The 24552-nt window shown below is 64.9% G+C and carries 24 protein-coding genes; 12 read left to right on the top strand and 12 right to left on the bottom strand.

The window, feature by feature from the left end; all coding sequences use genetic code 11:
* Window positions 1-117: 117 nt before the first annotated feature.
* The 4 genes from pheS to IVB12_RS01735 all read left to right on the top strand — a co-directional run bounded on the left by pheS (window position 118) and on the right by IVB12_RS01735 (window position 4928).
* Window positions 118-1200, top strand: coding sequence for a phenylalanine--tRNA ligase subunit alpha (pheS, locus tag IVB12_RS01750; RefSeq protein ID WP_247295028.1), 1083 nt, complete (start codon window positions 118-120; stop codon window positions 1198-1200).
* 86 nt (window positions 1201-1286) lie between these two features.
* Window positions 1287-1670, top strand: a complete 384-nt coding sequence (locus IVB12_RS01745; protein WP_247295026.1) for an endonuclease domain-containing protein — start codon at window positions 1287-1289, stop codon at window positions 1668-1670.
* An 82-nt stretch (window positions 1671-1752) separates the two neighbouring features.
* Window positions 1753-4161: a phenylalanine--tRNA ligase subunit beta gene (gene pheT / locus IVB12_RS01740; protein ID WP_247295024.1), complete on the top strand. Its 2409-nt coding sequence runs from the start codon at window positions 1753-1755 to the stop codon at window positions 4159-4161.
* Complete coding sequence (locus IVB12_RS01735; protein ID WP_247295022.1) at window positions 4158-4928, top strand: sulfite exporter TauE/SafE family protein; 771 nt, start codon at window positions 4158-4160, stop codon at window positions 4926-4928. Before pheT ends, IVB12_RS01735 begins: the two co-directional genes overlap by 4 nt.
* Before the next feature lie 60 nt (window positions 4929-4988).
* Here the strand turns inward: IVB12_RS01735 and IVB12_RS01730 are convergent, their stop codons facing one another.
* Complete coding sequence (locus IVB12_RS01730; protein WP_247295020.1) at window positions 4989-6377, bottom strand: NAD(P)/FAD-dependent oxidoreductase; 1389 nt, start codon at window positions 6375-6377, stop codon at window positions 4989-4991.
* Window positions 6378-6570: 193 nt separating this feature from the next.
* Here IVB12_RS01730 and IVB12_RS01725 point away from each other — a divergent pair, with 193 nt between their 5' ends.
* Complete coding sequence (locus IVB12_RS01725) at window positions 6571-7548, top strand: YiiX/YebB-like N1pC/P60 family cysteine hydrolase (protein ID WP_247295018.1); 978 nt, start codon at window positions 6571-6573, stop codon at window positions 7546-7548.
* 110 nt (window positions 7549-7658) lie between these two features.
* Here the strand turns inward: IVB12_RS01725 and IVB12_RS01720 are convergent, their stop codons facing one another.
* Window positions 7659-7934, bottom strand: coding sequence for a metal-sensitive transcriptional regulator (locus IVB12_RS01720; protein ID WP_247295016.1), 276 nt, complete (start codon window positions 7932-7934; stop codon window positions 7659-7661).
* Between the two features lie 50 nt (window positions 7935-7984).
* Here IVB12_RS01720 and IVB12_RS01715 point away from each other — a divergent pair, with 50 nt between their 5' ends.
* The 3 genes from IVB12_RS01715 to IVB12_RS01705 all read left to right on the top strand — a co-directional run bounded on the left by IVB12_RS01715 (window position 7985) and on the right by IVB12_RS01705 (window position 11945).
* On the top strand, window positions 7985-10441 hold the full coding sequence (locus IVB12_RS01715; RefSeq protein WP_247295014.1) for a heavy metal translocating P-type ATPase: 2457 nt from the start codon (window positions 7985-7987) through the stop codon (window positions 10439-10441).
* 71 nt (window positions 10442-10512) lie between these two features.
* Window positions 10513-10965: a nickel-responsive transcriptional regulator NikR gene (gene nikR / locus IVB12_RS01710; protein WP_247295011.1), complete on the top strand. Its 453-nt coding sequence runs from the start codon at window positions 10513-10515 to the stop codon at window positions 10963-10965.
* Window positions 10966-11204: 239 nt separating this feature from the next.
* Window positions 11205-11945, top strand: coding sequence for a sulfate transporter family protein (locus IVB12_RS01705; protein WP_247295007.1), 741 nt, complete (start codon window positions 11205-11207; stop codon window positions 11943-11945).
* A 17-nt stretch (window positions 11946-11962) separates the two neighbouring features.
* Here the strand turns inward: IVB12_RS01705 and nth are convergent, their stop codons facing one another.
* A complete protein-coding gene (gene nth / locus IVB12_RS01700) occupies window positions 11963-12715 on the bottom strand; it encodes an endonuclease III (RefSeq protein WP_247295003.1) in 753 nt (250 codons plus the stop codon).
* 22 nt (window positions 12716-12737) lie between these two features.
* Here nth and IVB12_RS01695 point away from each other — a divergent pair, with 22 nt between their 5' ends.
* Both IVB12_RS01695 and IVB12_RS01690 read left to right on the top strand, forming a co-directional pair.
* The gene (locus IVB12_RS01695; RefSeq protein ID WP_247295000.1) at window positions 12738-13271 is read left to right on the top strand and encodes a DUF2244 domain-containing protein; all 534 of its coding nucleotides are present in this window, start codon (window positions 12738-12740) and stop codon (window positions 13269-13271) included.
* Between the two features lie 54 nt (window positions 13272-13325).
* Complete coding sequence (locus IVB12_RS01690; RefSeq protein WP_247294997.1) at window positions 13326-14222, top strand: bifunctional helix-turn-helix domain-containing protein/methylated-DNA--[protein]-cysteine S-methyltransferase; 897 nt, start codon at window positions 13326-13328, stop codon at window positions 14220-14222.
* A 94-nt stretch (window positions 14223-14316) separates the two neighbouring features.
* Here IVB12_RS01690 and IVB12_RS01685 read toward each other — a convergent pair whose 3' ends face one another.
* The 8 genes from IVB12_RS01685 to dnaK all read right to left on the bottom strand — a co-directional run bounded on the left by IVB12_RS01685 (window position 14317) and on the right by dnaK (window position 21616).
* The gene (locus tag IVB12_RS01685) at window positions 14317-14940 is read right to left on the bottom strand and encodes a 2,3-bisphosphoglycerate-dependent phosphoglycerate mutase (protein ID WP_247276564.1); all 624 of its coding nucleotides are present in this window, start codon (window positions 14938-14940) and stop codon (window positions 14317-14319) included.
* A 19-nt stretch (window positions 14941-14959) separates the two neighbouring features.
* Window positions 14960-15775 carry a 4-hydroxy-tetrahydrodipicolinate reductase gene (gene dapB, locus IVB12_RS01680; protein ID WP_247294994.1) on the bottom strand — a complete coding sequence of 272 codons (816 nt, stop codon included), beginning with the start codon at window positions 15773-15775 and terminating at the stop codon, window positions 14960-14962.
* Window positions 15776-15956: 181 nt separating this feature from the next.
* Window positions 15957-16268 (bottom strand): DUF1330 domain-containing protein, encoded by a 312-nt coding sequence (locus IVB12_RS01675; protein ID WP_247294991.1) that lies wholly within the window; start codon window positions 16266-16268, stop codon window positions 15957-15959.
* 21 nt (window positions 16269-16289) lie between these two features.
* On the bottom strand, window positions 16290-17000 hold the full coding sequence (gene pyrF, locus IVB12_RS01670; RefSeq protein ID WP_247294988.1) for an orotidine-5'-phosphate decarboxylase: 711 nt from the start codon (window positions 16998-17000) through the stop codon (window positions 16290-16292).
* A gap of 6 nt (window positions 17001-17006) precedes the next feature.
* The gene (locus IVB12_RS01665) at window positions 17007-17585 is read right to left on the bottom strand and encodes an NAD(P)H-dependent oxidoreductase (protein ID WP_247294984.1); all 579 of its coding nucleotides are present in this window, start codon (window positions 17583-17585) and stop codon (window positions 17007-17009) included.
* Window positions 17586-17642: 57 nt separating this feature from the next.
* Complete coding sequence (locus IVB12_RS01660) at window positions 17643-18242, bottom strand: rRNA adenine N-6-methyltransferase family protein (RefSeq protein WP_247294981.1); 600 nt, start codon at window positions 18240-18242, stop codon at window positions 17643-17645.
* 87 nt (window positions 18243-18329) lie between these two features.
* Window positions 18330-19469, bottom strand: coding sequence for a molecular chaperone DnaJ (dnaJ, locus tag IVB12_RS01655; RefSeq protein WP_247294978.1), 1140 nt, complete (start codon window positions 19467-19469; stop codon window positions 18330-18332).
* A 245-nt stretch (window positions 19470-19714) separates the two neighbouring features.
* A complete protein-coding gene (gene dnaK, locus IVB12_RS01650) occupies window positions 19715-21616 on the bottom strand; it encodes a molecular chaperone DnaK (protein ID WP_247276571.1) in 1902 nt (633 codons plus the stop codon).
* Between the two features lie 394 nt (window positions 21617-22010).
* Between dnaK and IVB12_RS01645 the strand changes: the two genes are divergently transcribed.
* Together IVB12_RS01645 and pncA are read left to right on the top strand one after the other, a co-directional pair.
* A complete protein-coding gene (locus IVB12_RS01645) occupies window positions 22011-22952 on the top strand; it encodes a hypothetical protein (RefSeq protein WP_247294975.1) in 942 nt (313 codons plus the stop codon).
* 143 nt (window positions 22953-23095) lie between these two features.
* Window positions 23096-23818 (top strand): bifunctional nicotinamidase/pyrazinamidase, encoded by a 723-nt coding sequence (pncA, locus tag IVB12_RS01640; RefSeq protein ID WP_247294973.1) that lies wholly within the window; start codon window positions 23096-23098, stop codon window positions 23816-23818.
* A gap of 60 nt (window positions 23819-23878) precedes the next feature.
* Here the strand turns inward: pncA and grpE are convergent, their stop codons facing one another.
* Window positions 23879-24496, bottom strand: a complete 618-nt coding sequence (grpE, locus tag IVB12_RS01635; RefSeq protein ID WP_247276574.1) for a nucleotide exchange factor GrpE — start codon at window positions 24494-24496, stop codon at window positions 23879-23881.
* Window positions 24497-24552: the final 56 nt, after the last annotated feature.

Genomic DNA, 24552 nt, shown 5'->3' with positions numbered 1-24552 from the left:
CCTTACTGCCCCGGCCGTCATCTCTTGCGCATACTTCTCAGACGTGGATGCCCGGCAGCGCGCCGGGTGTGACGGGCTAGGATCATCGGCTCAGCATCCTGGCCAAAAGGGATTGCCATGACCGATCTTGTCCAGCTCCAGAACCAGATCATCGCCGACATCGCCGCGGCTGCCGATGAGGCTGCGCTCGAAGCCGTGCGTGTTGCAGCCCTCGGCAAAAAGGGTTCGATCTCGGCGCTGCTCGCCACGCTCGGCAAGATGTCGCCGGACGAGCGCAAGACGCAAGGCGCGGCGATCAACCAGGCCAAGGACGAAGTCAGCCAGGCGCTTGCGGCGCGGCGCGACGTGCTGAAGTCGGCGGCGCTCGATGCGCGGCTCGCATCCGAGACCGTCGACGTCACCCTGCCGCTGCGCGAGGCACCGGCGGAAGCCGGCCGAATCCACCCGCTGAGCCAGGTCTGGGACGAGCTGACCACGATCTTCGCCGATATGGGATTCTCGGTCGCCGAAGGCCCTGATATCGAGACCGACGATTACAACTTCACCAAGCTGAATTTTCCGGAAGGCCATCCCGCGCGCGAAATGCACGACACCTTCTTCTTTCATCCGAAGGAAGACGGCTCGCGCATGCTGCTGCGGACCCACACCTCGCCGGTGCAGGTGCGCACCATGCTGGGCCAGAAGCCGCCCATTCGCGTGATCTGCCCGGGTCGCACTTACCGCATCGATTCGGACGCGACCCACACGCCGCAATTCCACCAGGTCGAAGGCCTCGTCATCGACAAGCACTCGCATCTCGGCCACCTCAAATGGATCCTGCACGAGTTCTGCAAGGCGTTCTTCGAGGTCGACCACATCAACATGCGCTTCCGTCCCTCGTTCTTCCCGTTCACCGAGCCATCGCTGGAAGTCGACATCCAGTGCCGTCGCGACAAGGGCGAGATCCGCTTCGGCGAGGGCGAGGACTGGCTGGAGATTCTCGGCTGCGGCATGGTGCATCCGAACGTGCTGCGCGCCTGCGGCATCGATCCCGACGAGTACCAGGGCTTTGCCTGGGGCATGGGCATCGACCGCATCGCCATGCTGAAATACGGCATCGCCGATCTGCGCCAGCTGTTCGACAGCGACGTCCGCTGGCTGTCCCATTACGGCTTCAAGCCGCTGGAGGTACCGACGTTGGCGGGGGGATTGAGTTCGTGATGATCAGCGCTGGGAGCAATTCCACAAAGACCCTTTCCGTTCCCTCCCCCCTTGTGGGGGAGGGTCAGGGAGGGGGGTAGCCGCAGATGCCGCACACAGTGGTGAGCGACCGTCAGCGCAGCCGAGCGAAGCAACTTCGCCGCACGATGACGCACGCTGAGACACTGCTATGGCGATATTTGAAAGCTAATCGCATGGATGGCGTGGGCATCCGACGTCAGACACCGATCGGGCGTTACATCGCCGATTTCGTGTGCTTCTCATCGAAGCTAATTATCGAGCTCGATGGAGAATCTCACAATTTCGAGGAACGGCAGAAGGCAGATCAGCGCCGCGACGCGTTCTTCGCCGCGGAAGGATTTCAGGTTCTGCGTTTCACGAATGAGCAGGTGATGTCAAACCTTGAGGGAGTTGTCGAGGCAATCCGCCAGGCAGCTTCCGTCAGAGCGCGCGGCTTACCCCCTCCCTGACCCTCCCCCACAAGGGGGGAGGGAACACTGGCACCGACCAAGATCAATTCGTAAACACCGACAAGAGCCGAGGCACACAGCCATGAAATTCACCCTCTCCTGGCTGAAGGATCATCTCGACACCGACGAGCCCCTGGAAAAGCTCGCCGACAAGCTCACCATGATCGGGCTCGAGGTCGAGAACATCGAGGACAAGGCAAAGGCGCTGAAGCCCTTCACCATTGCGAAGGTGATCTCGGCCGAGCAGCATCCGAATGCGGATCGCCTGCGGGTCTGCATGGTCGACACCGGTGACGGTGGCGCGCCGGTGCAGGTCGTGTGCGGCGCGCCGAATGCGCGGGCCGGGCTCGTCAGCGTGTTCTCGCCGCCCGGCACCTACATTCCCGGCAAGGACATCACGCTCGGGGTCGGCACCATCCGCGGCGTCGAGAGCCGCGGCATGCTGTGCTCGGCGGCCGAGCTGCAGATATCCAACGACCATGACGGCATCATGGAATTGCCTGCGGACGCGCCGATCGGCGCCGCTTACGCCGAATGGGCCGCGCTTGGCGATCCCGTGATCGAGATCAACCTGACCCCGAACCGGCAGGACTGCACAGGCGTGCACGGAATCGCGCGCGATCTTGCCGCTGCCGACATGGGCAAGTTCAAGGACCCCACGATCAAGCCGATCAAGGGCGAATTCCCCTGCCCGGTGAAAGTGACGGTCGAAGACGCCACGCTGTGCCCGGGCTTCGCGCTGCGCCTCGTGCGCGGCGTCAAGAACGGCCCCTCGCCGGAATGGCTCCAGGCGCGGCTGACCGCGATCGGGCTGCGCCCGATCAACGCGCTGGTCGATATCACCAATTTCATGACGTTCGATCGCGCGCGGCCGCTACATGTGTTCGACGCCAAGAAAGTGAGCGGCAATCTCGTCGTACGGCGCGCCCGCGAGGGCGAGAGCCTGCTGGCGCTCGACGGCCGCACCTACAATCTCGATCCCAATATCTGCGTGATCGCGGATGAGCACGGCGTCGAATCGCTCGCCGGCATCATGGGCGGCGAGGCCTCGGGCTGCGACGAGAACACCACCGACGTTCTGATCGAATCGGCGCTCTGGAACGAGATCAACATCGCCCAGACCGGCCGCAAGCTCGGTGTGAATTCGGATGCGCGCTACCGCTTCGAGCGTGGCGTCGATCCGGCCTTCATGGTGCCGGGGCTCGAGCTCGCGACCAAGCTGGTGATGGACTTGTGCGGCGGCACGCCGTCCGAGACCGCCGTGGTCGGCAAGGCCTTCGGCGATGACCGCGTGATCGATTTCCCGGTCAGCGAAGTCAAGCGTCTGTCCGGCATCGAGGTGCCGCAGCCGGAGATGAAGCGCATCCTGACCCATCTCGGCTTCATGATGGCGGGCCCGGGCCCGGTAGTGAAGGTCGCAGTCCCCTCCTGGCGCACCGACGTGCACGGCAAGGCCGACATCGTCGAAGAGATCGTGCGCATCTTCGGCGTCGACAAGGTGCCGATGACAGCGTTCGAGCGCGGCGAAGACGCACGCAAACCTGTGCTGACCCCGCTTCAGCTGCGCACCCGGCGCGCGCGGCGCGCGCTGGCGAGCCGCGGCATGGTCGAGGCCGTGACGTGGTCGTTCATCGCAAAACCTGCGGCAAAATTGTTCGGCGGCGGGCAGCGCGAGCTCGAGGTGGCGAACCCGATCGCATCCGACCTTTCCGACATGCGCCCGACGCTGCTCGCGGGGCTGATCGCGGCGGCGCAGGCCAATGCCGATCGCGGCTTTGGCGATGTCGCGCTGTTCGAGGTCGGGCAGCTGTTCAGGGGAGACCGCCCGCAAGATCAGTTCATGGCGGCGAGCGGCGTACGCCGCGGGTTTGCGTCCTCGGAAGGTCTCGGCCGGCACTGGTCCGGCTCGGCGCAGGCTGATGTGTTCGACGCCAAAGCCGATGCGCTGGCGGTGCTCGCCGCTGCCGGCGCGCCGATGCAGGCGCTTCAGATCGTCGCCGGTGGCCCCGGCTGGCTGCATCCGGGGCGTTCGGGCACGATCCAGATCGGTCCGCAGAACGTGCTCGGCTATTTCGGCGAGATGCACCCGCGCGCGCTCGAGGCGCTCGGCGCCGATGGCCCGCTGATCGTGTTCGAGGTGATCCTCGACCGCATTCCGGAGTCGAAGAAGAAGCCGACCCGCGCCAAGCCTGCGATCGAGCTGTCGGCGTTCCAGCCTGTTACGCGCGACTTCGCCTTTATCGTCGATCGCACAGTCAAGGCCGGCGATATCGTGCGCGCGGCGCAAGGCGTCGACAAGAAGCTGATCACCGGGGTCAACGTCTTCGACGTCTACGAGGGCAAGGGCATCGATGACGGCAAGAAGTCGATCGCGATCGCGGTCACGATCCAGCCGCGCGAGAAGACGCTGACTGACCAGGAGATCGAGGCTGTGGCCGCGAAGGTCGTGGCCGAGGTCGCGAAGAAGACCGACGGCACTCTTCGCGGATGAGCCTGACGGACTTTCTGCCGAAGGACGTCAGCCTCACCATTGCGATGGCGCTTTGCGCCGTCGCGTTCGTTTCGGGCACCGCCCGCGGCTTCTCCGGCTTCGGTTCGGCGCTGATCTTCATGCCGCTGGCGAGCAGCATCGCTGCGCCGCGGCTCGTGGCTGCCTTGCTGCTCGTGATCGATTTCGTCGCGGCCGCGCCGCTCCTGCCCGACGCCTGGCGCAAGGCGGACCGCAAGGCCACGGCCGTGATCGTGCTGGGCGCGTTGATCGGCGTGCCCCTTGGGACCTATTTTCTCAGCGTGCTCGAGCCCGTCACCACGCGCTGGATCATCTCCTGCTTCGTCGCCGCGCTGCTGCTCCTGCTGCTGTCGGGCTGGCGCTATCGCGGCAAGGACCACACCTGGCTCTCGGTCGGCATCGGCGGCCTTTCCGGCTTCTGTAGCGGGCTGGCGCAGACCGGCGGTCCACCGATCGTCGGGTATTGGCTCGGCCGTCCGATTGCGCCGATCGTCGCGCGCGCCAACATCGTGCTGTTCTTCGGCGCATCGGATTTCTTCTCGATGGTGAGTTACGCGAGCACGGGCCTGATCTCGCGCGAGTCGCTCGCGCTTTCGCTCATCGTCGGCCCGGTCTATGCGATCGGCGTCGCGTTCGGTGCATCACTGTTCGGCCGCGCGAGTGAGAAGGTGTTTCGCGGCATCTGCTACGCGCTGATCGCGCTGGCGGTGATTGCCGGGCTGCCGGTGCTGGATGGGGTATTGCGGTAAACCGATGCTGTGGTCCCTGCGTTCGCAGGGACGACAGCGGAGTGTTGGGGGTTGATTGCCTCACTGCCGCGGCACGCGTCGCTTCTTGGTCGACTGCGTCGGGACATCCGCCGGCTCGTCTCTCAGCGCGCCGATCTTGCGCAGCGCGGCGTCCGCGGCGCGTTCGCCGCTTTCCCAGGCTCCGTCGACGGTGCCCCACAGCGTCTCATGCGTGGCTTCGCCGGCAAGGAACATGTTGCCGATCGGCTCCGTCAAAACCTTCCGCGAGAGGTGACCGCCGGGCGCAGCCGCCGACATCGCGCCCATGACATAAGGCGAGGCATTCCAGCGCGTCGCGGTGGTCTTCTGCACGGCGGCCGCAGCTTCGCTGCCGAACAGTTTGGTGATCCACTCCTTCGCGAAAGCCGTCATCGCCTGCTCGCCCTGTCCGGAGAGATCGCGGCCGAACGAGCCGCCGACGTCGATCGAGCACAGCGCGGAGCCGCCGATATTGGCGAACATCAGCGCCGTCCGCGTCGAATTGCTCTGTTCGATCAGGGTGTCGTCGCGCGACAGTCCGAGCGGGTTGCCCGGCAGTTGCAGCACGATGCGATCGTAGCTGCCGAGGGTGAGCTTCGATGCCGCGTCCAGCGTGCGTTTCGGAATGTCAGGCGCGAACTTGATCGCGCCAGACGTCAGCACGTTGGTCGAGACGGTGATGATGGCGGCGCGGGCCGCGATCTTGCCGCTTGGGGTCTCCACTCCGACATCCCGATTGCTCCAGACTATCCGGCTCACCGGCGTCGACAGCACCACCGGCGCCTGCTCGCCGAGTTTTGCGATCAGCGTCCCCAGACCCTGGCGGCAGGCGATCGCGCCATTGCGGTCCTGCGCGCGGGCCTTGTCGATCGCCGAAAGCTCCTTCAGATCCTTGCCCGCGAAGCCCGCGCCCAGCATGAACTCGGTCGCGCCGGCCCAGTCGCCGAGATCCTTCGGCAGCACGGAGGCGCAAGAGGTGTCCAGCTTGCCGCGCGCGGCGTCGTCGATGGCACGCTTGGTGCGGACCAGCGCGGCCAGGAACTCCTCGGTCTCGCCGGCGCGCGCATTGCGGCGGCCGATGCGCATTTTCTGGCCCGATGGCGCCGGCAGCACGTCGAGCCCGGCGCTGCGCGCCAGCCGGATCATCGGATTGGTGTCGGGATTGTGCATCCAGCGCGCGCCGCGGTCGAACGGCGTGCCGAAAATCGTGCTATCCGTGATGCAACGGCCGCCGATCTGGGCCGCCGCTTCCACCACCACAACCCTGCGGTTGGCGGCCATGATGCGCCGCGCTGCGGCAATCCCCGCAGCCCCCGCGCCGATCACGACGACATCGGCCTCCCGCTGCGGGGTCGCGGCGGTCGCGCGCAGCACAGGCATCGCGGCAAGGCCCGCCGACGCCGAAAGGAAGCCGCGGCGCGTGATAGTCATTGTCATGGTTTCCGGGGACTTGCGACGTATGGGAACAGCCCGCGAACCTTGCCGTATCTGATGTTGCGCAGCAACCATCATGGTGAATCAATCGTGCTTGATCTCACAGAGTGATGAACCGAATTGCAACACGTTTGGACCATGATAGAGAAGGGAAAAAGACGGCCGGAAAAGGCCCTGGGGGGAGTTTGAGATGGGGACGGTCCTGGACTCGGTCGGCAAGCTGATTGCCGCGTACCTCTCGAAGGAGGTGCCGGGCTACGAGCCGTTCACGCCGAGCGACCCGGAGCACCTGCGCGGCGTCATCGAGCCTGGCGACGTGCTGCTGGTCGAAGGCAACAACCGCATCTCTGGTATCATCAAATATCTGACGCAATCGACCTGGTCGCATGCTGCGCTCTATGTCGGTCCGATCGAGGGCGCGGAAGAGGCTGACGGCGAGCCGCATGTGCTGATCGAGGCCAATATCGGCGAGGGCGTCACCTCTGCGCCTTTGTCGAAATATTTTCCCTATCACACCCGCGTCTGCCGCCCGGTCGGGCTGTCCTATGAGGACCGTACCACCGTCTGCCGCTATGCGATCAACCGCATCGGCTTCGGCTACGATACCAAGAACATCGTCGACCTCATGCGCTTCCTGTTCCCGTTGCCGATACCGCAGCGCTGGCGGCGGCGCATGATCGCGCTGGGATCGGGCGATCCCACCAAGATCATCTGCTCGGCCTTGATCGCGCAGGCATTCGACGCCGTGCGCTACCCGATCCTGCCGAAGATCACCAAGGCCGGCAGCCGCGCCGCTCGCCGCGAAATTCTGCACATCCGCGATTCCTCGCTCTACATGCCCCGCGACTTCGACATCTCGCCCTATTTCGAAGTCGTCAAACCCACCATCGTGCACGGCTTCGACTACACAGCCTTGCACTGGGCCGACAAGCAAAAGCCGCTCGAGGAGGTGGCGGGCACATTCAGTGTGTTTCCAGAAACGCTCCGTGCGCCGCCGCTCGTTCCTGAGGCGTCTGACGAAGCGACGCCGGCTGAAATTTCGGCTGAAGAAGTGAGCAAGCAACCTGCCGAGATGGCCGAACGAATGTCGGAGCATTTCCCGCTGCTGAAGAGATTGGCGATGTACCGCCCGCGGCGGCGGGGACGGGCAAGGGAGAGGGTGGCGTAAACTGGCCTACCCGATGTCCCCTGGCGAAAGTCCATGGGCTTTTGCCAGGACGACGCTAAAGGAAACACCACGGCTCCCACCCACCGTCATTGCAATGACGAGAGCCGGACCTACCGTTCCGCCCGTCCGATCACCGCCATCAGCTCCGCGATCTTCTCGCGCTGATCGGCCTTGTCGCCACTGGCGATGGCGTGCTCGACGCAATGGGCGACGTGATCCTTCAGGATCTCCTCCTCGACCCGGCGCAGCGCGGCGCGCACCGCCGAGATTTGCGTGACGATGTCGATGCAGTAGCGATCTTCCTCCACCATTTTCGCGAGGCCACGAACCTGGCCCTCGATCCGGCCGAGACGTTTTCCGACTGATGCCTTGATGTCCATACGCATGGGGCTTATATACCCCCGTAGGGTATCAATTGCAAGGGCGGAGCATCGCCATGAACGACCCCCACAGGCACCATCATAAGCAGGAAACACATGCCGGATGCGGCTGTTCCAGCAAAGCCGCGCCGGCCGCAAAGCCGGCATCCTCCTGCTGCGGCGGCCGCGGCGATCACGCCGGCCACGCCGATCATCATCATGGGCATGACCATGGCGGTGGCGCGACGAAGGTCCTCGATCCCGTCTGCGGCATGACGGTCGACCCCACGACGTCGCAGCACCACCTCACACATCACGGCGAGACGTTCCATTTCTGCTCGGCCGGCTGCCGCACAAAGTTCGCTACCGACCCCGCCAAGTACCTCGCCAAGGACGGGGCGCCCAAGCCTGAGATGCCCGCGGGCACGATCTACACCTGCCCGATGCACCCCGAGATCCGCCAAGTCGGCCCCGGCAGCTGCCCGATCTGCGGCATGGCGTTGGAGCCGGAAGTCGCGAGTCTGGAGGCCGGTCCCAATCCCGAGCTCGCCGACATGACACGGCGGTTCTGGATCGGCGGGGCGCTGGCACTGCCGGCCGTGGTGCTGGAGATGGGCGGCCACCTCGCCGGCCCGCACAGTTGGATCGATCCGATATTGTCGAACTGGATCCAGCTCTTCTTCGCCACGCCGGTGGTGCTGTGGGCCGGCTGGCCATTCTTCGTCCGCGGCTGGCAGTCGCTGCGGACGCGCAACCTCAACATGTTCACGCTGATCGCGATGGGCACAGGAGTGGCCTATGTCTACAGCGTGCTCGGCACCGTCGCGCCGCAGATATTCCCTGACACCTTCCGTGGCCATGAGGGTGCGGTCGCCGTTTATCTCGAGGCGGCTGCCGTGATCACGGTGCTGGTGCTGCTCGGCCAGGTGCTGGAGCTGCGCGCACGTGACGCGACCTCGGGCGCGATCAAGGCGCTGCTCCAGCTCGCGCCGAAGACCGCACGCCGCGTCGAGCCCGATGGCAGCGAGCACGAGGTCGAGATCGATACGCTGCATGCTGGCGACCGTCTGCGCGTCCGCCCCGGCGAGAAGGTGCCGGTCGACGGCATCCTTCTCGAAGGCCGCTCTTCGCTCGACGAATCACTCGTCACGGGCGAATCCATGCCGGTCACCAAGGAGAGCGGAGCCAAGGTGATCGCCGGCACGCTGAATCAGTCCGGCAGCTTCATCATGCGTGCCGACAAGGTGGGGCGAGAGACGCTGCTGTCGCAGATCGTGCAGATGGTCGCCGACGCACAGCGCTCGCGCGCGCCGATCCAGCGCTTGGCCGACCAGGTCGCCGGCTGGTTCGTGCCGGCCGTGATCGTTGTCGCGCTGGCGGCCTTCGCTGCCTGGGCTTGGTTTGGACCGGAGCCGCGTCTCGCCTTCGGTCTCGTCGCAGCCGTCAGCGTTCTGATCATCGCCTGCCCCTGTGCGCTCGGGCTTGCGACCCCGATGTCGATCATGGTCGGTGTCGGCCGCGGCGCACAAGGAGGCGTGCTGATCAAGAACGCCGAGGCGCTGGAGCGGATGGAGAAGATCGACACGCTGGTGGTCGACAAGACCGGCACGCTGACCGAGGGCAAGCCCAAGGTGGTGGCGATCGTGCCGGCTGCCGGTTTTGCCGAGGATAACGTCCTTCGCCTCGCCGCCAGCGTCGAGCGTGCCAGCGAGCATCCCCTGGCCGACGCGATCGTGCGCGCGGCAAACGAGAAGCAGCTCACTCTTAGTCAAGTCGAGCATTTTGACTCACCGACCGGCAAGGGCGCGACCGGCAAGGTCAAGGGCAAAAGCATCGTGCTCGGCAATGCCGGATATCTGTCGTCGATCGGCATCGACACCCAGCTGCTCGACGCCGAAGCCGAGCGGCTGCGCGGCGACGGTGCGACCGTGATCAACATGGCCGTGGACGGCCGGCTCGCCGGCCTGTTCGCGATCGCCGATCCGGTCAAGGCGTCGACCCCGGAGGCGCTGAAGGCACTCGCGGCCGAAGGCATCAAGGTCATCATGCTGACCGGCGACAACCGCACGACGGCGCAAGCGGTGGCGCGCCGGCTCGGCATCGCCGAGGTCGAGGCTGAGGTGCTGCCGGAACAGAAGAGCGCGGTGGTCACCAGGCTGCAAAAGGCCGGCCGCAGCGTCGCGATGGCCGGCGACGGCGTCAATGACGCGCCGGCGCTGGCGGCCGCCGAGGTCGGCATCGCCATGGGCACTGGCACCGATGTGGCGATGGAGAGCGCCGGGGTGACGCTGCTCAAGGGCGATCTCGTCGGCATCGTGCGGGCGCGAAGACTGTCGCAGGCGACGATGAGCAACATCCGCCAGAACCTGTTCTTCGCCTTCGTCTACAACGCCGCCGGCATCCCGATCGCAGCCGGCATCCTCTATCCGGCGTTCGGCCTGCTGCTCTCGCCGATCATCGCTGCGGCGGCGATGGCGCTGTCCTCGGTGAGCGTGGTCGGAAATGCGCTGCGGCTGCGTGCGACCAGGCTGTGAATCGCTTGCGCGGCCAGGCAATATATACATAGCCCGAACAGGCCAAGCTGGCACGCGGGGAGAGATACCTGATGCAGCGAATTACGATCACGATCGAGGACGATCTGCTGGCGGAGATCGACGCGGCGGCGGAAGCGCGCGGCTACCAGAACCGCAGCGAGATCATCCGCGATCTCGCCCGCGCCGGCCTGCAGCAGAGCAGCGAAGACGCCACGCAGACCGGCTCCTGCGTCGCGGGCCTCGTCTACGTCTACGACCACGCCGCCCGAGATCTCTCGAAACGCCTGGTGCAGGAATTCCACGGCCATCACGACCTCGCGCTGGCGACCCTGCACGTCCATCTCGACGACGACAATTGCATGGAGATGACGGCGCTGCGCGGGGCCGCCTCCGAGGTCAAGCATTTTGCGGATCACATCATCGCCGAACGCGGCGTGCGCTACGGGCGCGTCGTGATGATCCCGACCGGCGAAGCCAAGCAGGTGAAGGCGCGCAAGCACGGGCATGGCCATCGCCATGAGTAGCAACTAGCCGCACACGCGGTGCCGACCCCTCTCCCCTTGCGGTGGCTCACCGCGGAGCGGTGAGACGGGTGAGGGGTATGTCTCCGCACATCCAACTCTCATTTGAATGCGAGGATACAACCCCTCATCCGGCGCTTCGCGCCACCCTCCCACAAGGGGAGAAGGTAAGAATGAAGCCGCCCTTGCCGAAGCCACATTGGGTGTCTACCTCTCGCGTGTTGTTTATTCAGAGGGTCCCCATGCTGGATGCCGCCGTGAAGGCGTTGTCGCAAATGATCTCGCCGCCGATGCGCTCGATCCTATGGCGATCGATCGGGCTTGCGCTGGTGCTGATCACCGTGCTGGCGATCGGCCTGCAACGGCTTCTCAGCTGGTTTGCGACCTCTGGCGAGGTCTGGCTAGAGGGCCTGCTCGGGCTCGGCTGGCATTCCTCGCTTGAAGTCCTTTCCTGGATCGTTTCGATTGCAGCGGGCCTCGGCGTCGTGTTCGGCGGCGTCTTCCTGATGCCCGCGATCACCTCGCTGGTGGCGAGCCTGTTCGTCGACGACGTCGCCGACATCGTCGAGCGTGAGCATTATCCCGCCGAGCGGCCGGGCGTTGCGCTGCCATTCGGCCAGGCAATCCTCGAGGGCATCAAGACCGCGCTGCTGACCATTGTGGTTTATCTGATCGCGTTGCCGCTGGTACTCTTCGCCGGCGCCGGCTTCCTGATCTTCTTCCTCGCTGCCGCCTGGCTGCTCGGCCGAGAATATTTCGAGCTCGCGGCCATGCGCTTCCGCCCGCCGGAGCAAGCCAAGGCGATGCGGCGCGACAACGCCGCGACCATCTTCACCGCCGGCCTCTTCATCGCCGCCTTCGTCTCGATTCCGATCGTGAACTTGGCGACGCCGATCTTCGGCATGGCCTTTATGGTCCACATGCACAAGCGGCTATCCGGTCCGCGGCCCGAACTGATCGAGCCGGCGCGGCAGATGCGGTGACGCGCCCGGCGCGGCACTCAGACCGTCTTCTCCGGCCAGCGGCAGAGATCGTTGATCAGGCAAACCTCGCAGCGCGGCTTGCGCGCGAGACAGGTGTAGCGGCCGTGCAGGATCAGCCAATGATGGGCGTGCAGCATGAACTCGGCCGGGATCACCTTTTCGAGGCCGAGCTCGACCTCGAGCGGCGTCTTGCCGGGCGCAAGCCCGGTGCGGTTGCCGACGCGGAAGACATGCGTGTCGACCGCCATGGTGTGCTCGCCAAAGGCCATGTTGAGCACGACATTCGCGGTCTTGCGTCCGGCGCCGGGCAGCGACTCGATCCCCGCGCGGGTCCGCGGCACCTCGCCACCGAATTCGCTGAGCACCTTTGCCGATAGCGCAATGACGTTTTTCGCCTTGGTGCGATAGAGGCCGATCGTCTTGATGTACTCGCGTAGGCGCTCCTCGCCGAGATCGAGCATCTTCTGCGGGGTGTCGGCCACCTCGAACAACGCGCGCGTCGCCTTGTTTACGCCGGCGTCAGTGGCCTGCGCCGACAGCACCACGGCGACCAGCAGCGTGAACGGATTGACGTGCTCGAGCTCGCCCTTCGGCTCCGGATTGGCTTTGCGGAAACGGCTGAAGGCCTCGTGAATTTCGGCGGGCGTCCAGGGTTTTGTAGCTTTGAGTGATTTCTTCGCGGGGGCCCTCGGCTTCGCAACGGCCGGCTTCGGCCTTTTCTTCGGCCCGGGAGTTTTGCGTGGGACCGGCTTGCGGGTGATTTTCGCCATGATTGGGATATACTGAGCGACGATGAGCACAGGCAACGAAATTGAGCGCAAGCCTTCTGAAGATCCGCGCGAAGTGCAGATCTTCTCCGCGCTGCTGACGCCACATCGCTCGCTGAATCGCACCGGCTTCCTCGCCGTGATGCTGTTCCTGAGCGTGGTCAGCTTCGTCACTGGGCTCGCCTTTCTGATGATGGGCGCCTGGCCGGTGTTCGGCTTCTTCGGGCTCGACGTCCTCGTGATCTGGTGGGCCTTCAAGGTCAATTTCCGCGCCGCGCGGGCCAGCGAGGAGATCATGGTCACCCCTTCCGAATTGCGCGTGCGTCGCGTCAGCGATCGCGGCCAGGTCGCCGAATGGACGTTCAATCCGCTCTGGGTCCGGCTCGACATGGAAATCGACGAGGACTTTGGCATCGAGCATCTCTACCTGATCTCGCGCGGCCACCAGATCCAGATCGCCCGCTTTCTCGGGCCGGACGAAAAGGCAAGTTTTTACAAAGGCTTGGTAGAGGCGCTGAACGCCGCCAAACGCGGCCCGACCTACAATCCGGTCAGCTGATTCCAGATCGGAAATCGGGTGGTTTCGCACCCTTCCCTCTCCTACATTTCGGTCATGATGACACTCGCCATACATGACCACCGCCTGGCCAAGCCGGGCCCCCAGAACGCCGCGCTGCGCGACTATGATTCCGTGCGCCGGGCGATCGCGTTCATCTCCGAAAACTGGCGGACGCAGCCGACCATCGAGGCGATGGCAGATGCGGCCGGCGTCACGCCCGACGAGCTGCACCACCTGTTCCGCCGCTGGGCCTCGATCACGCCGAAGGCTTTCATGCAGGCGCTCACCCTCGACCATGCCAAGGGGCTCCTGCGGGATTCGGCGAGCGTCCTCGATGCGGCGCTCGACACCGGCCTGTCAGGCCCCGGCCGCCTGCACGATCTCTTCGTCACCCACGAAGCGATGTCGCCGGGCGAATGGAAGAACGGCGGCGCGGGATTGACGCTGCGCTACGGCTTCCATCCCTCGCCATTCGGCACCGCGATCGTGATCGCGACCGACCGCGGCTTGTCGGGGCTGGCCTTCGCCGACCATGGCGAGGAGAAGATCGCGCTCGCCGACATGACGCGACGCTGGCCGAAAGCGACTTATGTGGAAGATCACGAAGGCACCGCGCCGTTGGCGCAGCGCATCTTCGACACGAAGCTGTGGCGGCCGGATCAGCCGTTACGCGTGGTCCTGATCGGCACTGATTTCGAGGTGCGGGTGTGGGAGACGCTGCTGAAGATTCCGATGGGACGCGCGGTGTCCTATTCCGACATCGCCTGCAACATCAACAGCCCGAAGGCCTCACGCGCCGTCGGGGCCGCGGTCGGCAAGAACCCGGTCTCGTTCGTGGTGCCCTGCCACCGCGCCCTCGGCAAGAGCGGCACGCTCACCGGCTATCACTGGGGCATCACCCGTAAGCAGGCGATGCTGGGCTGGGAGGCGGGGCGGCTGGGGATGCAGTAGCTATTGTCATCCCCGCCTTGGTCGGCAATCGCGAAAGGTCGGGACGACACCGAATGTGAGGGCGCGGTCTCACCGCACCTCGCGCGATCGCGGCCTACCCCGCCAGATCCAGTTTCGAGGCCACGGTTGAATCCGCATTGAGGCGATAGATGATCGGCACGCCGGTCGCGAGCTCGCGCTTCAAAATGCCTTCGGGTGAAAGCTTTTCAAGCACCATGATCAGCGCGCGCAGCGAGTTGCCGTGGGCGGCGACCAGCGTGCGCTTGCCATTGAGCACGCTGGGCAGAATCTCCTGCACATAGTACGGCAGCGCGCGCGCGAGGGTGTCCTTCAGGCTTTCGCCGCCGGGCGGCGGCACGTCGTAGGAGCGGCGCCAGATCAGCACCTGATCCTCGCCCCATTTCTTGCGGGCATCATCCTTGTTGAGGCCGGAGAGATCGCCATAGTCGCGTTCGTTCAACGCGAGATTCTTCGAGGTCGGCAGGCCTTCCTGCCCGAGCTCACCGAGGATGAGGTCGAGCGTGTGCTGCGCGCGCGTCAGCACCGAGGTGTAGGCGACGTCGAACACCAGGCCCTGCGCCTTCAGCTTACGGCCAGCTTCCTTCGCTTCGGTCACGCCGAGCTCGGTGAGATCAGGGTCCTTCCAGCCCGTGAACAGGTTCTTCAGATTCCATTCGCTCTGGCCGTGCCGTACGAGCACGAGAAGACGTTCGCTCATTCACTGCTTTCCGTTTCGTTCAGATGTCAGACAGGCCAAGCACGTCGGCCATGGAGTAATGCCCCGGCTTCTTGCCATGCGCCCACAGCGCCGCCTTGAGCGCGCCATGGGCGAACAGCATGCGGTCCTCGGCGTGATGCGACAGCGTCAGGCGCTCGAACGGGCCGAGGAAGCTGACACTGTGATCGCCGGCCGCGGTGCCGCCCCGCAGGGAGGCAAACCCGATGTCGCCCGGGCGGCGCGCGCCGGTGAGGCCGTCACGGCCGCGCGCGGCGTGCTCATCGAGCGGGATGCCGCGGCCACTCGCGGCCGCCTGGCCCAGCATCAGTGCCGTACCCGAGGGCGCGTCGATCTTCATGCGATGATGGGTCTCGACGATCTCGATGTCAAAACTCTGGTCGAGCGCTTTGGCGACGCGCTTGACCACGGCCGCGAGCAGGTTGACGCCGAGACTCATATTGCCGGATTGCACCACGACAGCGCGGTTGGTCACGCTCTTGATCACGGCGTTATCGGAGCCCGACAGCCCGGTCGTGCCGATGACGTGGACGAGGCCGCGCTCGGCGGCGATCGCGACATTGGCGATGGTCGCGGCCGGCACGGTAAAATCGAGGATTCCGTCGGCATCCTTGGACATCGCCCAAAGGTCGGCGGAGAGCTTGATGCCGTTGGCCGGCAGGCCTGCGAGCACGCCGGCATCCTTGCCGAGCAACTCCGAGCCCGGCGCCTCCAGCGCGCCGGCCAGCACCGCGCCTTTGCTCTCGGCAATCGCCCGCGTCAGCGCGCGCCCCATCCGGCCGCCGGCCCCAGCAACAATCAAGCGCATGTCGGACATGGTGTGATCCTCTTCGCTGCCGTTGTAGCGGGGGCAGACAGTTCCGGCAACCGAGAGGCATGAGCACCATCGTCATTCCGGGGCGATGCGCAGCATCGAACCCGGGATCTTGAGATTTCCCGGTGCGCAATTGCGCACCTGAGGTCTGGTCCTTCGGACCATCCCGGAATGACTGCGTGCTTCAGCCGTCCGACGGCTGCGGGCCGTCATAGCCCTCGATGATGATGAGATCGGCGATGGAGTGCGGCTGGCGCACCTTGATGTTGGCCTGGTATTCCGGCGAGTTGTAGCAGGCGAGCGCGGTCTCGTAGTCCGGGAATTCGATCACGACGTTGCGGTTGCGGCTGGCACCTTCGACGGTGGTGAACTTGCCGCCGCGAACGACGAAGCGGCCACCCCATTTCTTGAAGATCGGACCGTTGGCGACGGCATAGGGCTTGTAGCCCTCGTCATTGCTCACATCGACGCGTCCGATCCAGTAGCCTTTTGCCATTGTTGTTCTCCCTCTTGTTGATTAGCCGAGCGCCTGCGCGATCTCGGCTTGAATGGCTTCCGCGATTGCCTTGGGCTCGGTGGCTTCCACCACCGGCCGCCCGACGACGAGGTAATCGGCGCCGGCAACGATGGCGCGGCCGGGCGCCATGATGCGCTTCTGATCGCCGCTTGCCGAACCAGCCGGGCGGATGCCGGGCGTGACGAGGCTCATCTGATGGCCAACAATCTTGCGCAAGGCACCCACCTCTTCCGGCGAGCAGACGAGACCATCGACGCCGAGCACCTGCGCCTGCTGCGCGCGCGCTTCGACCAGTTCGGAGACGCCGAGCCGGTAGCCGGCCGCGTGCAGATCGTCGTCATTGTAGGACGTCAGCACGGTGACGGCGAGGATCTTCAGGTTCGAACTGGCGCGGCCTTCGACGGCGCCCTTCATGGTCTGTGGATAGGCGTGCACGGTGAGGAAGGTTGCGCCGAGCTTGGTGATGCTCTCGACCCCTTGCGTCACGGTGTTGCCGATGTCGTGCAGCTTGAGATCGAGAAAGACCTTCTTGCCCTTGTCGGCGAGCCGGCCGACCAGCGGCAAGCCGCCGGCATAGGCGAGCCGGTAGCCGATCTTGTAGAAATTGACGCTGTCGCCGAGCCTGTTGACCATCGCTTCCGCGACATCGACGCTCGGCACATCGAGCGCAACGATCAAGCGGTCCTTCGGGGCGATCTCGGCGGGCGTCATGTCACCTCACATCATGCGTTGGGAAATGTCGATCAACTGCCGCACCAAGGCCTGCAACGCGGCGATATCGCCCTCGTTCTTCAGCCTGTCCATATCGTCATAGGCCTGGTCGGCAAAGGCAAGCGTGAGCTGGTTGGCAATCACATTGGCATGGCAGGAGGTCAGGATCAGCCGCAACGCCTGCAGCGCACGGGCCGCGCCCAGCCGGTTCTGTGAGGCGCCGGCGAGCGCGAAGACGCGATTGCGGAACACGTCGCCGCGCGCCTCGTGCAGATCGTGTACGCGGCTGACCCAGTCGATCGCGTTCTTCAGCAGCGGCGGCACCGAAGCATTATATTCGGGCGTGACGATCAGCACGCCGTGATGCGCGCCGATCATGCGCTTGAGATTGATTGCGTGCTTGGGCACGCCGGATTTGGCCTGGAGGTCGCCGTCATAGATCGGCAGCGGAAAATCGGCGAGCGAGATGCGGGTGATTTCGACGCCGGCTTGGGCGAATTCATACGCTGCGACCGCCGCCAGCTTCGCGTTATGCGAGCCGGTGCGCAGCGAGCCGGGAATGATCAGGATCTTGGGAGCTGACATCCAATCCAATGCGTTCGGCGAAACGAGCCCGCCGCGCAAAACGAGGAGCCGGCGGAATTAATCCTTGCGATACACCCAGACGCGGGCCGGCGGAAGGTTCATCCAGATCCGTTCCGAGGCCTCTGTGGACACGCCGGGCAGTGATTTCGGGATCGGCGGCACCACCGCATAGGTGAACTGAATGAAGGGCGCACCGGGCGCCAGCGCCGCGAAGGAGTCGCGGATGAGCCGCAGCCGCGTCAGCATCGGTTTTGTGACGAGCGGCAGGCCGGAGACGACCGCGGAGGCCGGCTCGCTCAAGATGTTCCAGAGCGTATCGCGCAAGCGATAGGCATCGCCCTGCACCACCTTGGCCTGCGGGTAGCGGTCGCGCAGCAGCGCACAGAAGCCAGGATTGTATTCGACCAGGACAAGACGCTTCTGGTCGATGCCGCGCTCGATCAGAGCTGAGGTGATGGCACCCGTGCCGGGCCCGAGCTCGACCACCGGAGCGTCGGAGTCGATATCAACGTAATGGGCCATGGTCCGGGCCAGCAGCTTGCCCGACGGCATTACCGCGCCCATGTGCAGCGGCTTTTCGATCCACGATCTGAGAAAGCGTACCTCATCATCGAGACGAGGCTTCTTCAACGCACGCGCGGACGATGGCAATGGCATGTCAGGACCGGACGGGACCGCAGGACGCGGCGTGTCAGAAAATGGTCATAAAGACGTATAGGCCGAAGGCGGCACGGTCAAGACGCGTCAACTCGCCCGATTACCGAAGAAATCCTTGACCTTGGCGAAGAAGCCCTCTGATTCCGGCTGCGTATTGCCGGAGGACAGCTTTTCGAACTCGGCCAGCAATTCCTGCTGCTTCCTGGTGAGGTTCTGCGGGGTCTCGACCACGACCTGGACGTACATGTCGCCCATCTGGCGCGAGCGCAGCACCGGCATGCCCTTCGATGCGATGCGGAATCGGCGGCCCGATTGAGTTCCGGCGGGCACCTTCACTTTGGCCTTGCTCTTCTCGATCGTCGGCACCTCGAACTCGCCGCCAAGGGCGGCCGTCACCATCGAGATCGGCACGCGGCAATGCAGATCGGCGCCGTCGCGCTGGAAGAACTGGTGCTGGGCCAGCGACAGGAAGATGTAGAGGTCGCCGGGCGGGCCGCCGCGGACCCCGGCCTCGCCCTCGCCGGCGAGCCTGATCCTCGTGCCGTCCTCGACGCCTTGCGGAATGTTGACTGACAGCGTGCGCTCGCGGGTGACCCGGCCCTGTCCCGAGCAGGACGGGCAGGCTTCCTCGATCATCTGGCCGCGTCCCTGGCAGCCGGGACAGGTGCGCTCGAGCGTGAAGAATCCCTGCGACTGCCGCACGCGGCCGGCGCCGCCGCAGGTCGAGCAGGTCTTCGGCTTGGTCCCGGCCTTGGCGCCGATCCCCGAGCAGGCCTCGCAGGTGACCGAAACCGGAATTTCGATCTGCGCGGTCTTGCCGCTAAAGGCTTCCTCGAGTGTGATCTCCATGTTGTAGCGCAGGTCGGCGCCACGCTCGCGGCCGCCGCGGCCGCGCTGTCCGGCCATGCCGAACAGGTCTTCGAAAATGTCAGAGAAGGAGGACGCGAAGCCCGCGCCGAAACCGGCACCGCCGCCGCCGAAACCGCCGCCCTGCTCGAACGCTGCATGGCCGTAGCGATCGTACGCGGCGCGCTTGTCCTTGTCCTTGAGGATCTCGTAGGCCTCGTTGATTTCCTTGAACTTGACCTCGCTGGTTTGATCCCCCGGATTGCGGTCGGGATGGAATTTCATCGCCAGCTTGCGAAACGACGATTTCAGCTTGGATTCGTCGGCGTCGCGATCGACCTCGAGGGTCTCGTAGTAGCAGCGCTTGGTGGACGTGGACATGATGAGCTCGGTCTATCCAATCGCGTATCAAGTCGGAGCGAAACGACGCCGCTGCGCGACGACATGAGCGTCCCTCCGCGTTGCGGCGGAAGACGGCACAGCGGCGTTCAGCATAACGGCTGGAAATTGATCGATCGTAACGGGCGCCTTGCCCGCCCGTCCCGACACGGCGGCCTCCCCCGCGAGGGGGGAGGTCGGTAGCGCGTGTGGGGTCCAAGCCGTCCGCATCGTTACCCTCTCGGGGTTCAGGCGGACTTCTTGTTGTTCTTGTCGTCGTCGACCTCGGTGAATTCCGCATCGACGACGTCGTCCTTGGCCGCATCCTTCTTGGCGTCGGCCTCGGCCTGCTGCTTGTACATGGCCTCGCCGAGCTTCATCGACACCTGGGCCAGCGTTTGGGTCTTGGCCTTGATCGCCTCGGCATCGTCGCCCTTCAGCGCTTCCTTGAGATCGCTGACGGCATCCTCGATGGCGCGGCGCTCGCTCTCGGCGACCTTCGAACCGTGCTCGGCCAGCGCCTTCTCGGTCGAATGCACGAGGCCATCCGCCTCGTTCTTGGCGGTCACCGCCTCGCGGCGCTTCTTGTCCGCCTCGGCATTGGCCTCGGCGTCCTTGACCATCTTCTCGATGTCGGCTTCCGACAGGCCGCCCGAGGCCTGGATGCGAATCTGCTGCTCCTTGCCGGTGGCCTTGTCCTTGGCCGAGACGTTGACGATGCCGTTGGCGTCGATGTCGAAGGTCACCTCGATCTGCGGCATGCCGCGCGGCGCCGGCGGAATGCCCATCAGGTCGAACTGGCCGAGCATCTTGTTATCGGCCGCCATTTCACGCTCGCCCTGGAAGACGCGGATGGTGACCGCGTTCTGGTTGTCCTCGGCGGTCGAGAACACCTGGCTCTTCTTGGTCGGGATCGTGGTGTTGCGGTCGATGATGCGGGTGAACACGCCACCCAGCGTCTCGATGCCCAGCGACAGCGGGGTGACGTCGAGCAGCAGCACGTCCTTCACGTCGCCCTGGAGCACGCCGGCCTGGATCGCAGCACCGATCGCCACGACCTCGTCCGGATTGACGCCCTTGTGCGGCTCCTTGCCGAACAGCTGCTTCACGACCTCCTGGACCTTCGGCATGCGGGTCATGCCGCCGACCAGCACGACTTCGCCGATCTCACCGGCGGTGATGCCGGCGTCCTTCAGCGCTTTGCGGCAGGGCTCGATGGTCTTCTGCACGAGGTCGTCAACCAACGCCTCGAACTTGGCGCGGGTGAGCTTCATCGTCAAATGCTTCGGCCCGGTCTGGTCCGCGGTGATGAAGGGCAAGTTGATCTCGGTCTGCGTCGTCGAGGACAGCTCGATCTTGGCCTTTTCAGCGGCTTCCTTCAGGCGCTGCAAAGCGAGCTTGTCGTTGCGCAGATTGATGCCCTGCTCCTTCTGGAACTCGTCGGCCAAATAACCCACGAGGCGCATGTCGAAATCTTCGCCGCCGAGGAAGGTGTCGCCGTTGGTTGACTTCACCTCGAACACGCCGTCGCCGATTTCGAGAATGGAGATATCGAAGGTGCCGCCGCCGAGGTCGTACACCGCGATGGTGCCGGCCTTGGTCTTGTCGAGGCCATAAGCGAGCGCGGCCGCAGTCGGCTCGTTGATGATGCGCAGCACTTCAAGGCCCGCGATCTTGCCGGCGTCCTTGGTCGCCTGGCGCTGGGCGTCGTTGAAGTAGGCGGGAACGGTGATGACGGCCTGATCGACCTTCTGGCCGAGATGGGCTTCCGCGGTCTCCTTCATCTTCTGCAAGATGAACGCCGAAACCTGCGAGGGCGAGTAGGTCTGGCCGTCGGCCTCGACCCAGGCGTCGCCGTTGGAAGCCTTCACGATCTTGTACGGAACGAGCTTCTTGTCCTTCTCGACCATCGGGTCGTCGTAGCGGCGGCCAATGAGGCGCTTCACTGCGAAGAAGGTGCGCTCGGGATTGGTGACGGCCTGGCGCTTGGCCGGCTGCCCGACGAGGCGCTCGCCGTCATCCGTGACGGCGACGATCGAAGGTGTCGTGCGCATGCCTTCGGAATTCTCGATGACTTTGGCGTTCTTGCCATCCATCACGGCGACGCACGAGTTCGTGGTGCCGAGGTCGATCCCAATGACCTTTCCCATGGTCCTGATATCCTTCTTTTTGCGGCAGGTTGGTTGGGCCCAGAAGGCACCCGATCCAAACCCCCTAAGATCAAACATCCGCGATATTGCGATGATTGAGGCTCATATAGGAGGGGGGCAGGGGCCCGCAAGGACCGAACGCAAGTTTCGGCCGTGAAAACATTGGGTTTTGGAAGATCATATCCGGGCTCAACCGCCCTTGCGGGTGAGGAAATATTAACAGGTTCGGGCCTCAGCAAGCCCCGCCCGCGCAATCTGCCCCACCCTGTTACGACAGGGCCAAACCCGCTAAAAGGCGGACCGGCCGGGCAGCCGCAGCACAGCCGCTCCGCGCGACAAAGCGGCCCGGTGGCCGACCATCGAACGGCCTCAATGTGAACCAATCAGAGTGCCCATGAAGCTGACCCGCCCCCTCGCCGCGCTCGCCGTCCTCATTGCCTCCGCGCTTCCGGCCCTTGCCGCCGACGCCGTTTACCCGCCCGGCTTGCGCCTCGGCATGGTGCCGCTGATCGGGCTGAGCACGGCCAAGTCCTTTCCGGGCTTCGAGAGCGAGGACGGCAACGTCAAGGTGCTGATCACCGAGCTGCCGCCGGCGGCCTATGGCGAGGTCGTGAGCGCCTTCAATTCCAATCCGGCCGGTGCGAACGGCGTCAAGCAGGACAAGATCGAAACCCCCGCGGGCCTTGCCTATTTCACCACCGAAAGCGGCAAGGCCGGCGATACCCCGGTGAGGCGCTATTCGATGATCGTGCCGGGCGCCGGCTTCTCCGGCTATGTCGCGGTGCAGATCCCGGAGAATGCGACCAAGATCTACAGCGATGAAGCGGTGCGCCAGATGTTTGCGACCGCCGTCACCCGCAAGCAGGTCTCGGCCGAAGAGCAGATCGCGCTGATGCCGTTCAAGATCACCGATCTCGCCGACTTCAAGGACATCCGTACGCTGGCGCCGGGCTCGAGCATCATCCTGGCCGACGGCGACGAGAGCACGGGCTATGAGTCGAAGCCGTTCATGATCCTCGGCCTGATTGGCGCCACTCCGCAGCAGGCCGACGACCGCGCCCGCTTCGCCCAGGAAGCGGCGCTCCAGATCCCCGGCGTGCGCGAGTCGCGCGTCACCATGTCTGAGCCGATCCGCATCAACGGCCAGCAGGGTTTCGAGACCCGGATCGACGGCGTCAGCGGCAAGGACAAGGTTCCGGTGACGGTGGTGCAGTGGATCCGCTTCTCAAGCGGCGGCACCTCGCTGCGCATCATCGCCAGCGCCCCGCGCGGCCAATGGCCAAGCGCGTTCACCCGCTTCCGCGCCGTGCGCGACGGCATCCAGCCGAAGGGGTAGCTCCGGTACGCGGGAGCGGTGAGGATCCGCCGACCCAAGCCCAACCACTCGATAAGACCGGCTGCATTTTCGGGCTTCTGTTCGCACACAAGCGGAACTAGGCTTGGCCTCCATTGGGTTCATTCCTGGAGGGGAGACGAACGATGCTGGATCGGCGACACATGTTGGCGGCGCTTGCGACCACGGCGCTCGCGGGCCTCGCACCAACCGCGCTGTTTGCGGCCGCGTCAATCAAGCCTGACGAAGCCTCCGCGCTGCTCGTGATCGACGTGCAGAATTGCTTCCTGCCCGGCGGCAGCCTCGCGGTGAAGGAAGGCGAGCAGGTGGTGCCCGTCATCAACAAGATCGCAAAAGCGTTTGCGAACGTGGTGATGACGCAGGACTGGCATACGCCCGGGCACATCTCATTCGCTTCGGTGCATGCCGGCAAGAAGCCGTTCGAGACCGTCGATCTTCCCTACGGCAAGCAGGTGTTGTGGCCGGACCATTGCGTGCAGGGCACCGACGGCGCCGCGCTGTCAAAGGATCTTGCGATCCCGCACGCCGAACTGATCATCCGCAAGGGTTTTCACAAGGACGTCGACAGCTACTCGGCCTTTGTCGAAGCCGACGGCAAGACCTCGACGGGCCTCGCCGGCTATCTCAAGGGCCGCAGGATCAAGCGCGTCTTCGTCGCCGGTCTCGCCACAGATTTCTGCGTCGCCTGGACCGCGCTCGATGCGCGCAAGGCGGGCTTCGAGGTCTATGTGGTGGAGGACGCCTGCCGCGGCATCGACACGCAGGGCTCGCTGGCAAAGGCCTGGGCCGATATGGCCAAGGCCGGCGTGAAGCGGATTCAGTCTGCGGATATCGCGGTGACCGCGTAAGCACTTCGCGCAGTCATTCCGGGGCGGCCCGAAGAGCCGAACCCGGAACGAGGCTAAAACTCAGTTTGCCGCGCTGTTCGGCTCGTTGGTGTTGGCCGCGGGTGCGGCCTTCGCGCCGCCTTTGGCGACGCCGACCAGGGCGGGACGCAGCACGCGCTCGCCGATGGTGTAGCCGGCCTGCACGACCTGCACCACGGTGCCCGACGGCACCGACGCATCGGGGACTTCGAACATCGCCTGCTGGAAATTAGGATCGAACTTCTGGCCCTGCGGATCGAACTTCTTCACGCCGTGCTTTTCCAGCGCGTTGAGCAGCGAGCGCTCGGTGAGTTCGACGCCTTCGATCAGCGAGATCAGGCCGGGATCGGCTGCGGCCCGCGCCTCGGCCGGTACGGCATCGAGCGCCCGCTGGAGGTTGTCGGCGATGTCCAGCACGTCGCGGGCAAAGCCCGTAATGCCGTAGAGACGGGCGTCGGCGACCTCCTTGCTGGTGCGCTTGCGCAAATTCTCCATCTCGGCCAGCGTCCGCAGCATGCGGTCGCGCGCCTCGGCGGCTTCCTTCTGCAACGTCTCGACCGAGCCCGGCTCGGGATCGTCGGGCATGATGTAAGGCTTCGACACCACCGGCTCGCCGGTCGGCGCGGTCGTGTCTTCGGGTTGCCGGTCTTGATCGGTCATCGGCTCTAATCTCGAACTCGTTTCCAGGGATTGTTGGCCCGGATATCGTGCCTAAG

The organism is Bradyrhizobium sp. 179, from assembly GCF_023073535.1.
GTDB lineage: Bacteria > Pseudomonadota > Alphaproteobacteria > Rhizobiales > Xanthobacteraceae > Bradyrhizobium.
Note: the sequence above shows the minus strand (reverse complement) of the source record. Positions and strands in the feature narration are given on the sequence as shown.

What these genes read in the sequence shown, in the direction of transcription:
- pheS (WP_247295028.1), top strand. Translation starts at nt 118, where the DNA reads ATGACCGATCTTGTCCAGCTCCAGAACCAGATCATCGCCGACATCGCC.
- IVB12_RS01745 (WP_247295026.1), top strand. Translation starts at nt 1,287, where the DNA reads ATGCCGCACACAGTGGTGAGCGACCGTCAGCGCAGCCGAGCGAAGCAA.
- pheT (WP_247295024.1), top strand. Translation starts at nt 1,753, where the DNA reads ATGAAATTCACCCTCTCCTGGCTGAAGGATCATCTCGACACCGACGAG.
- IVB12_RS01735 (WP_247295022.1), top strand. Translation starts at nt 4,158, where the DNA reads ATGAGCCTGACGGACTTTCTGCCGAAGGACGTCAGCCTCACCATTGCG.
- IVB12_RS01730 (WP_247295020.1), bottom strand. Translation starts at nt 6,377, where the DNA reads ATGACTATCACGCGCCGCGGCTTCCTTTCGGCGTCGGCGGGCCTTGCC.
- IVB12_RS01725 (WP_247295018.1), top strand. Translation starts at nt 6,571, where the DNA reads ATGGGGACGGTCCTGGACTCGGTCGGCAAGCTGATTGCCGCGTACCTC.
- IVB12_RS01720 (WP_247295016.1), bottom strand. Translation starts at nt 7,934, where the DNA reads ATGCGTATGGACATCAAGGCATCAGTCGGAAAACGTCTCGGCCGGATC.
- IVB12_RS01715 (WP_247295014.1), top strand. Translation starts at nt 7,985, where the DNA reads ATGAACGACCCCCACAGGCACCATCATAAGCAGGAAACACATGCCGGA.
- nikR (WP_247295011.1), top strand. Translation starts at nt 10,513, where the DNA reads ATGCAGCGAATTACGATCACGATCGAGGACGATCTGCTGGCGGAGATC.
- IVB12_RS01705 (WP_247295007.1), top strand. Translation starts at nt 11,205, where the DNA reads ATGCTGGATGCCGCCGTGAAGGCGTTGTCGCAAATGATCTCGCCGCCG.
- nth (WP_247295003.1), bottom strand. Translation starts at nt 12,715, where the DNA reads ATGGCGAAAATCACCCGCAAGCCGGTCCCACGCAAAACTCCCGGGCCG.
- IVB12_RS01695 (WP_247295000.1), top strand. Translation starts at nt 12,738, where the DNA reads ATGAGCACAGGCAACGAAATTGAGCGCAAGCCTTCTGAAGATCCGCGC.
- IVB12_RS01690 (WP_247294997.1), top strand. Translation starts at nt 13,326, where the DNA reads ATGATGACACTCGCCATACATGACCACCGCCTGGCCAAGCCGGGCCCC.
- IVB12_RS01685 (WP_247276564.1), bottom strand. Translation starts at nt 14,940, where the DNA reads ATGAGCGAACGTCTTCTCGTGCTCGTACGGCACGGCCAGAGCGAATGG.
- dapB (WP_247294994.1), bottom strand. Translation starts at nt 15,775, where the DNA reads ATGTCCGACATGCGCTTGATTGTTGCTGGGGCCGGCGGCCGGATGGGG.
- IVB12_RS01675 (WP_247294991.1), bottom strand. Translation starts at nt 16,268, where the DNA reads ATGGCAAAAGGCTACTGGATCGGACGCGTCGATGTGAGCAATGACGAG.
- pyrF (WP_247294988.1), bottom strand. Translation starts at nt 17,000, where the DNA reads ATGACGCCCGCCGAGATCGCCCCGAAGGACCGCTTGATCGTTGCGCTC.
- IVB12_RS01665 (WP_247294984.1), bottom strand. Translation starts at nt 17,585, where the DNA reads ATGTCAGCTCCCAAGATCCTGATCATTCCCGGCTCGCTGCGCACCGGC.
- IVB12_RS01660 (WP_247294981.1), bottom strand. Translation starts at nt 18,242, where the DNA reads ATGCCATTGCCATCGTCCGCGCGTGCGTTGAAGAAGCCTCGTCTCGAT.
- dnaJ (WP_247294978.1), bottom strand. Translation starts at nt 19,469, where the DNA reads ATGTCCACGTCCACCAAGCGCTGCTACTACGAGACCCTCGAGGTCGAT.
- dnaK (WP_247276571.1), bottom strand. Translation starts at nt 21,616, where the DNA reads ATGGGAAAGGTCATTGGGATCGACCTCGGCACCACGAACTCGTGCGTC.
- IVB12_RS01645 (WP_247294975.1), top strand. Translation starts at nt 22,011, where the DNA reads ATGAAGCTGACCCGCCCCCTCGCCGCGCTCGCCGTCCTCATTGCCTCC.
- pncA (WP_247294973.1), top strand. Translation starts at nt 23,096, where the DNA reads ATGCTGGATCGGCGACACATGTTGGCGGCGCTTGCGACCACGGCGCTC.
- grpE (WP_247276574.1), bottom strand. Translation starts at nt 24,496, where the DNA reads ATGACCGATCAAGACCGGCAACCCGAAGACACGACCGCGCCGACCGGC.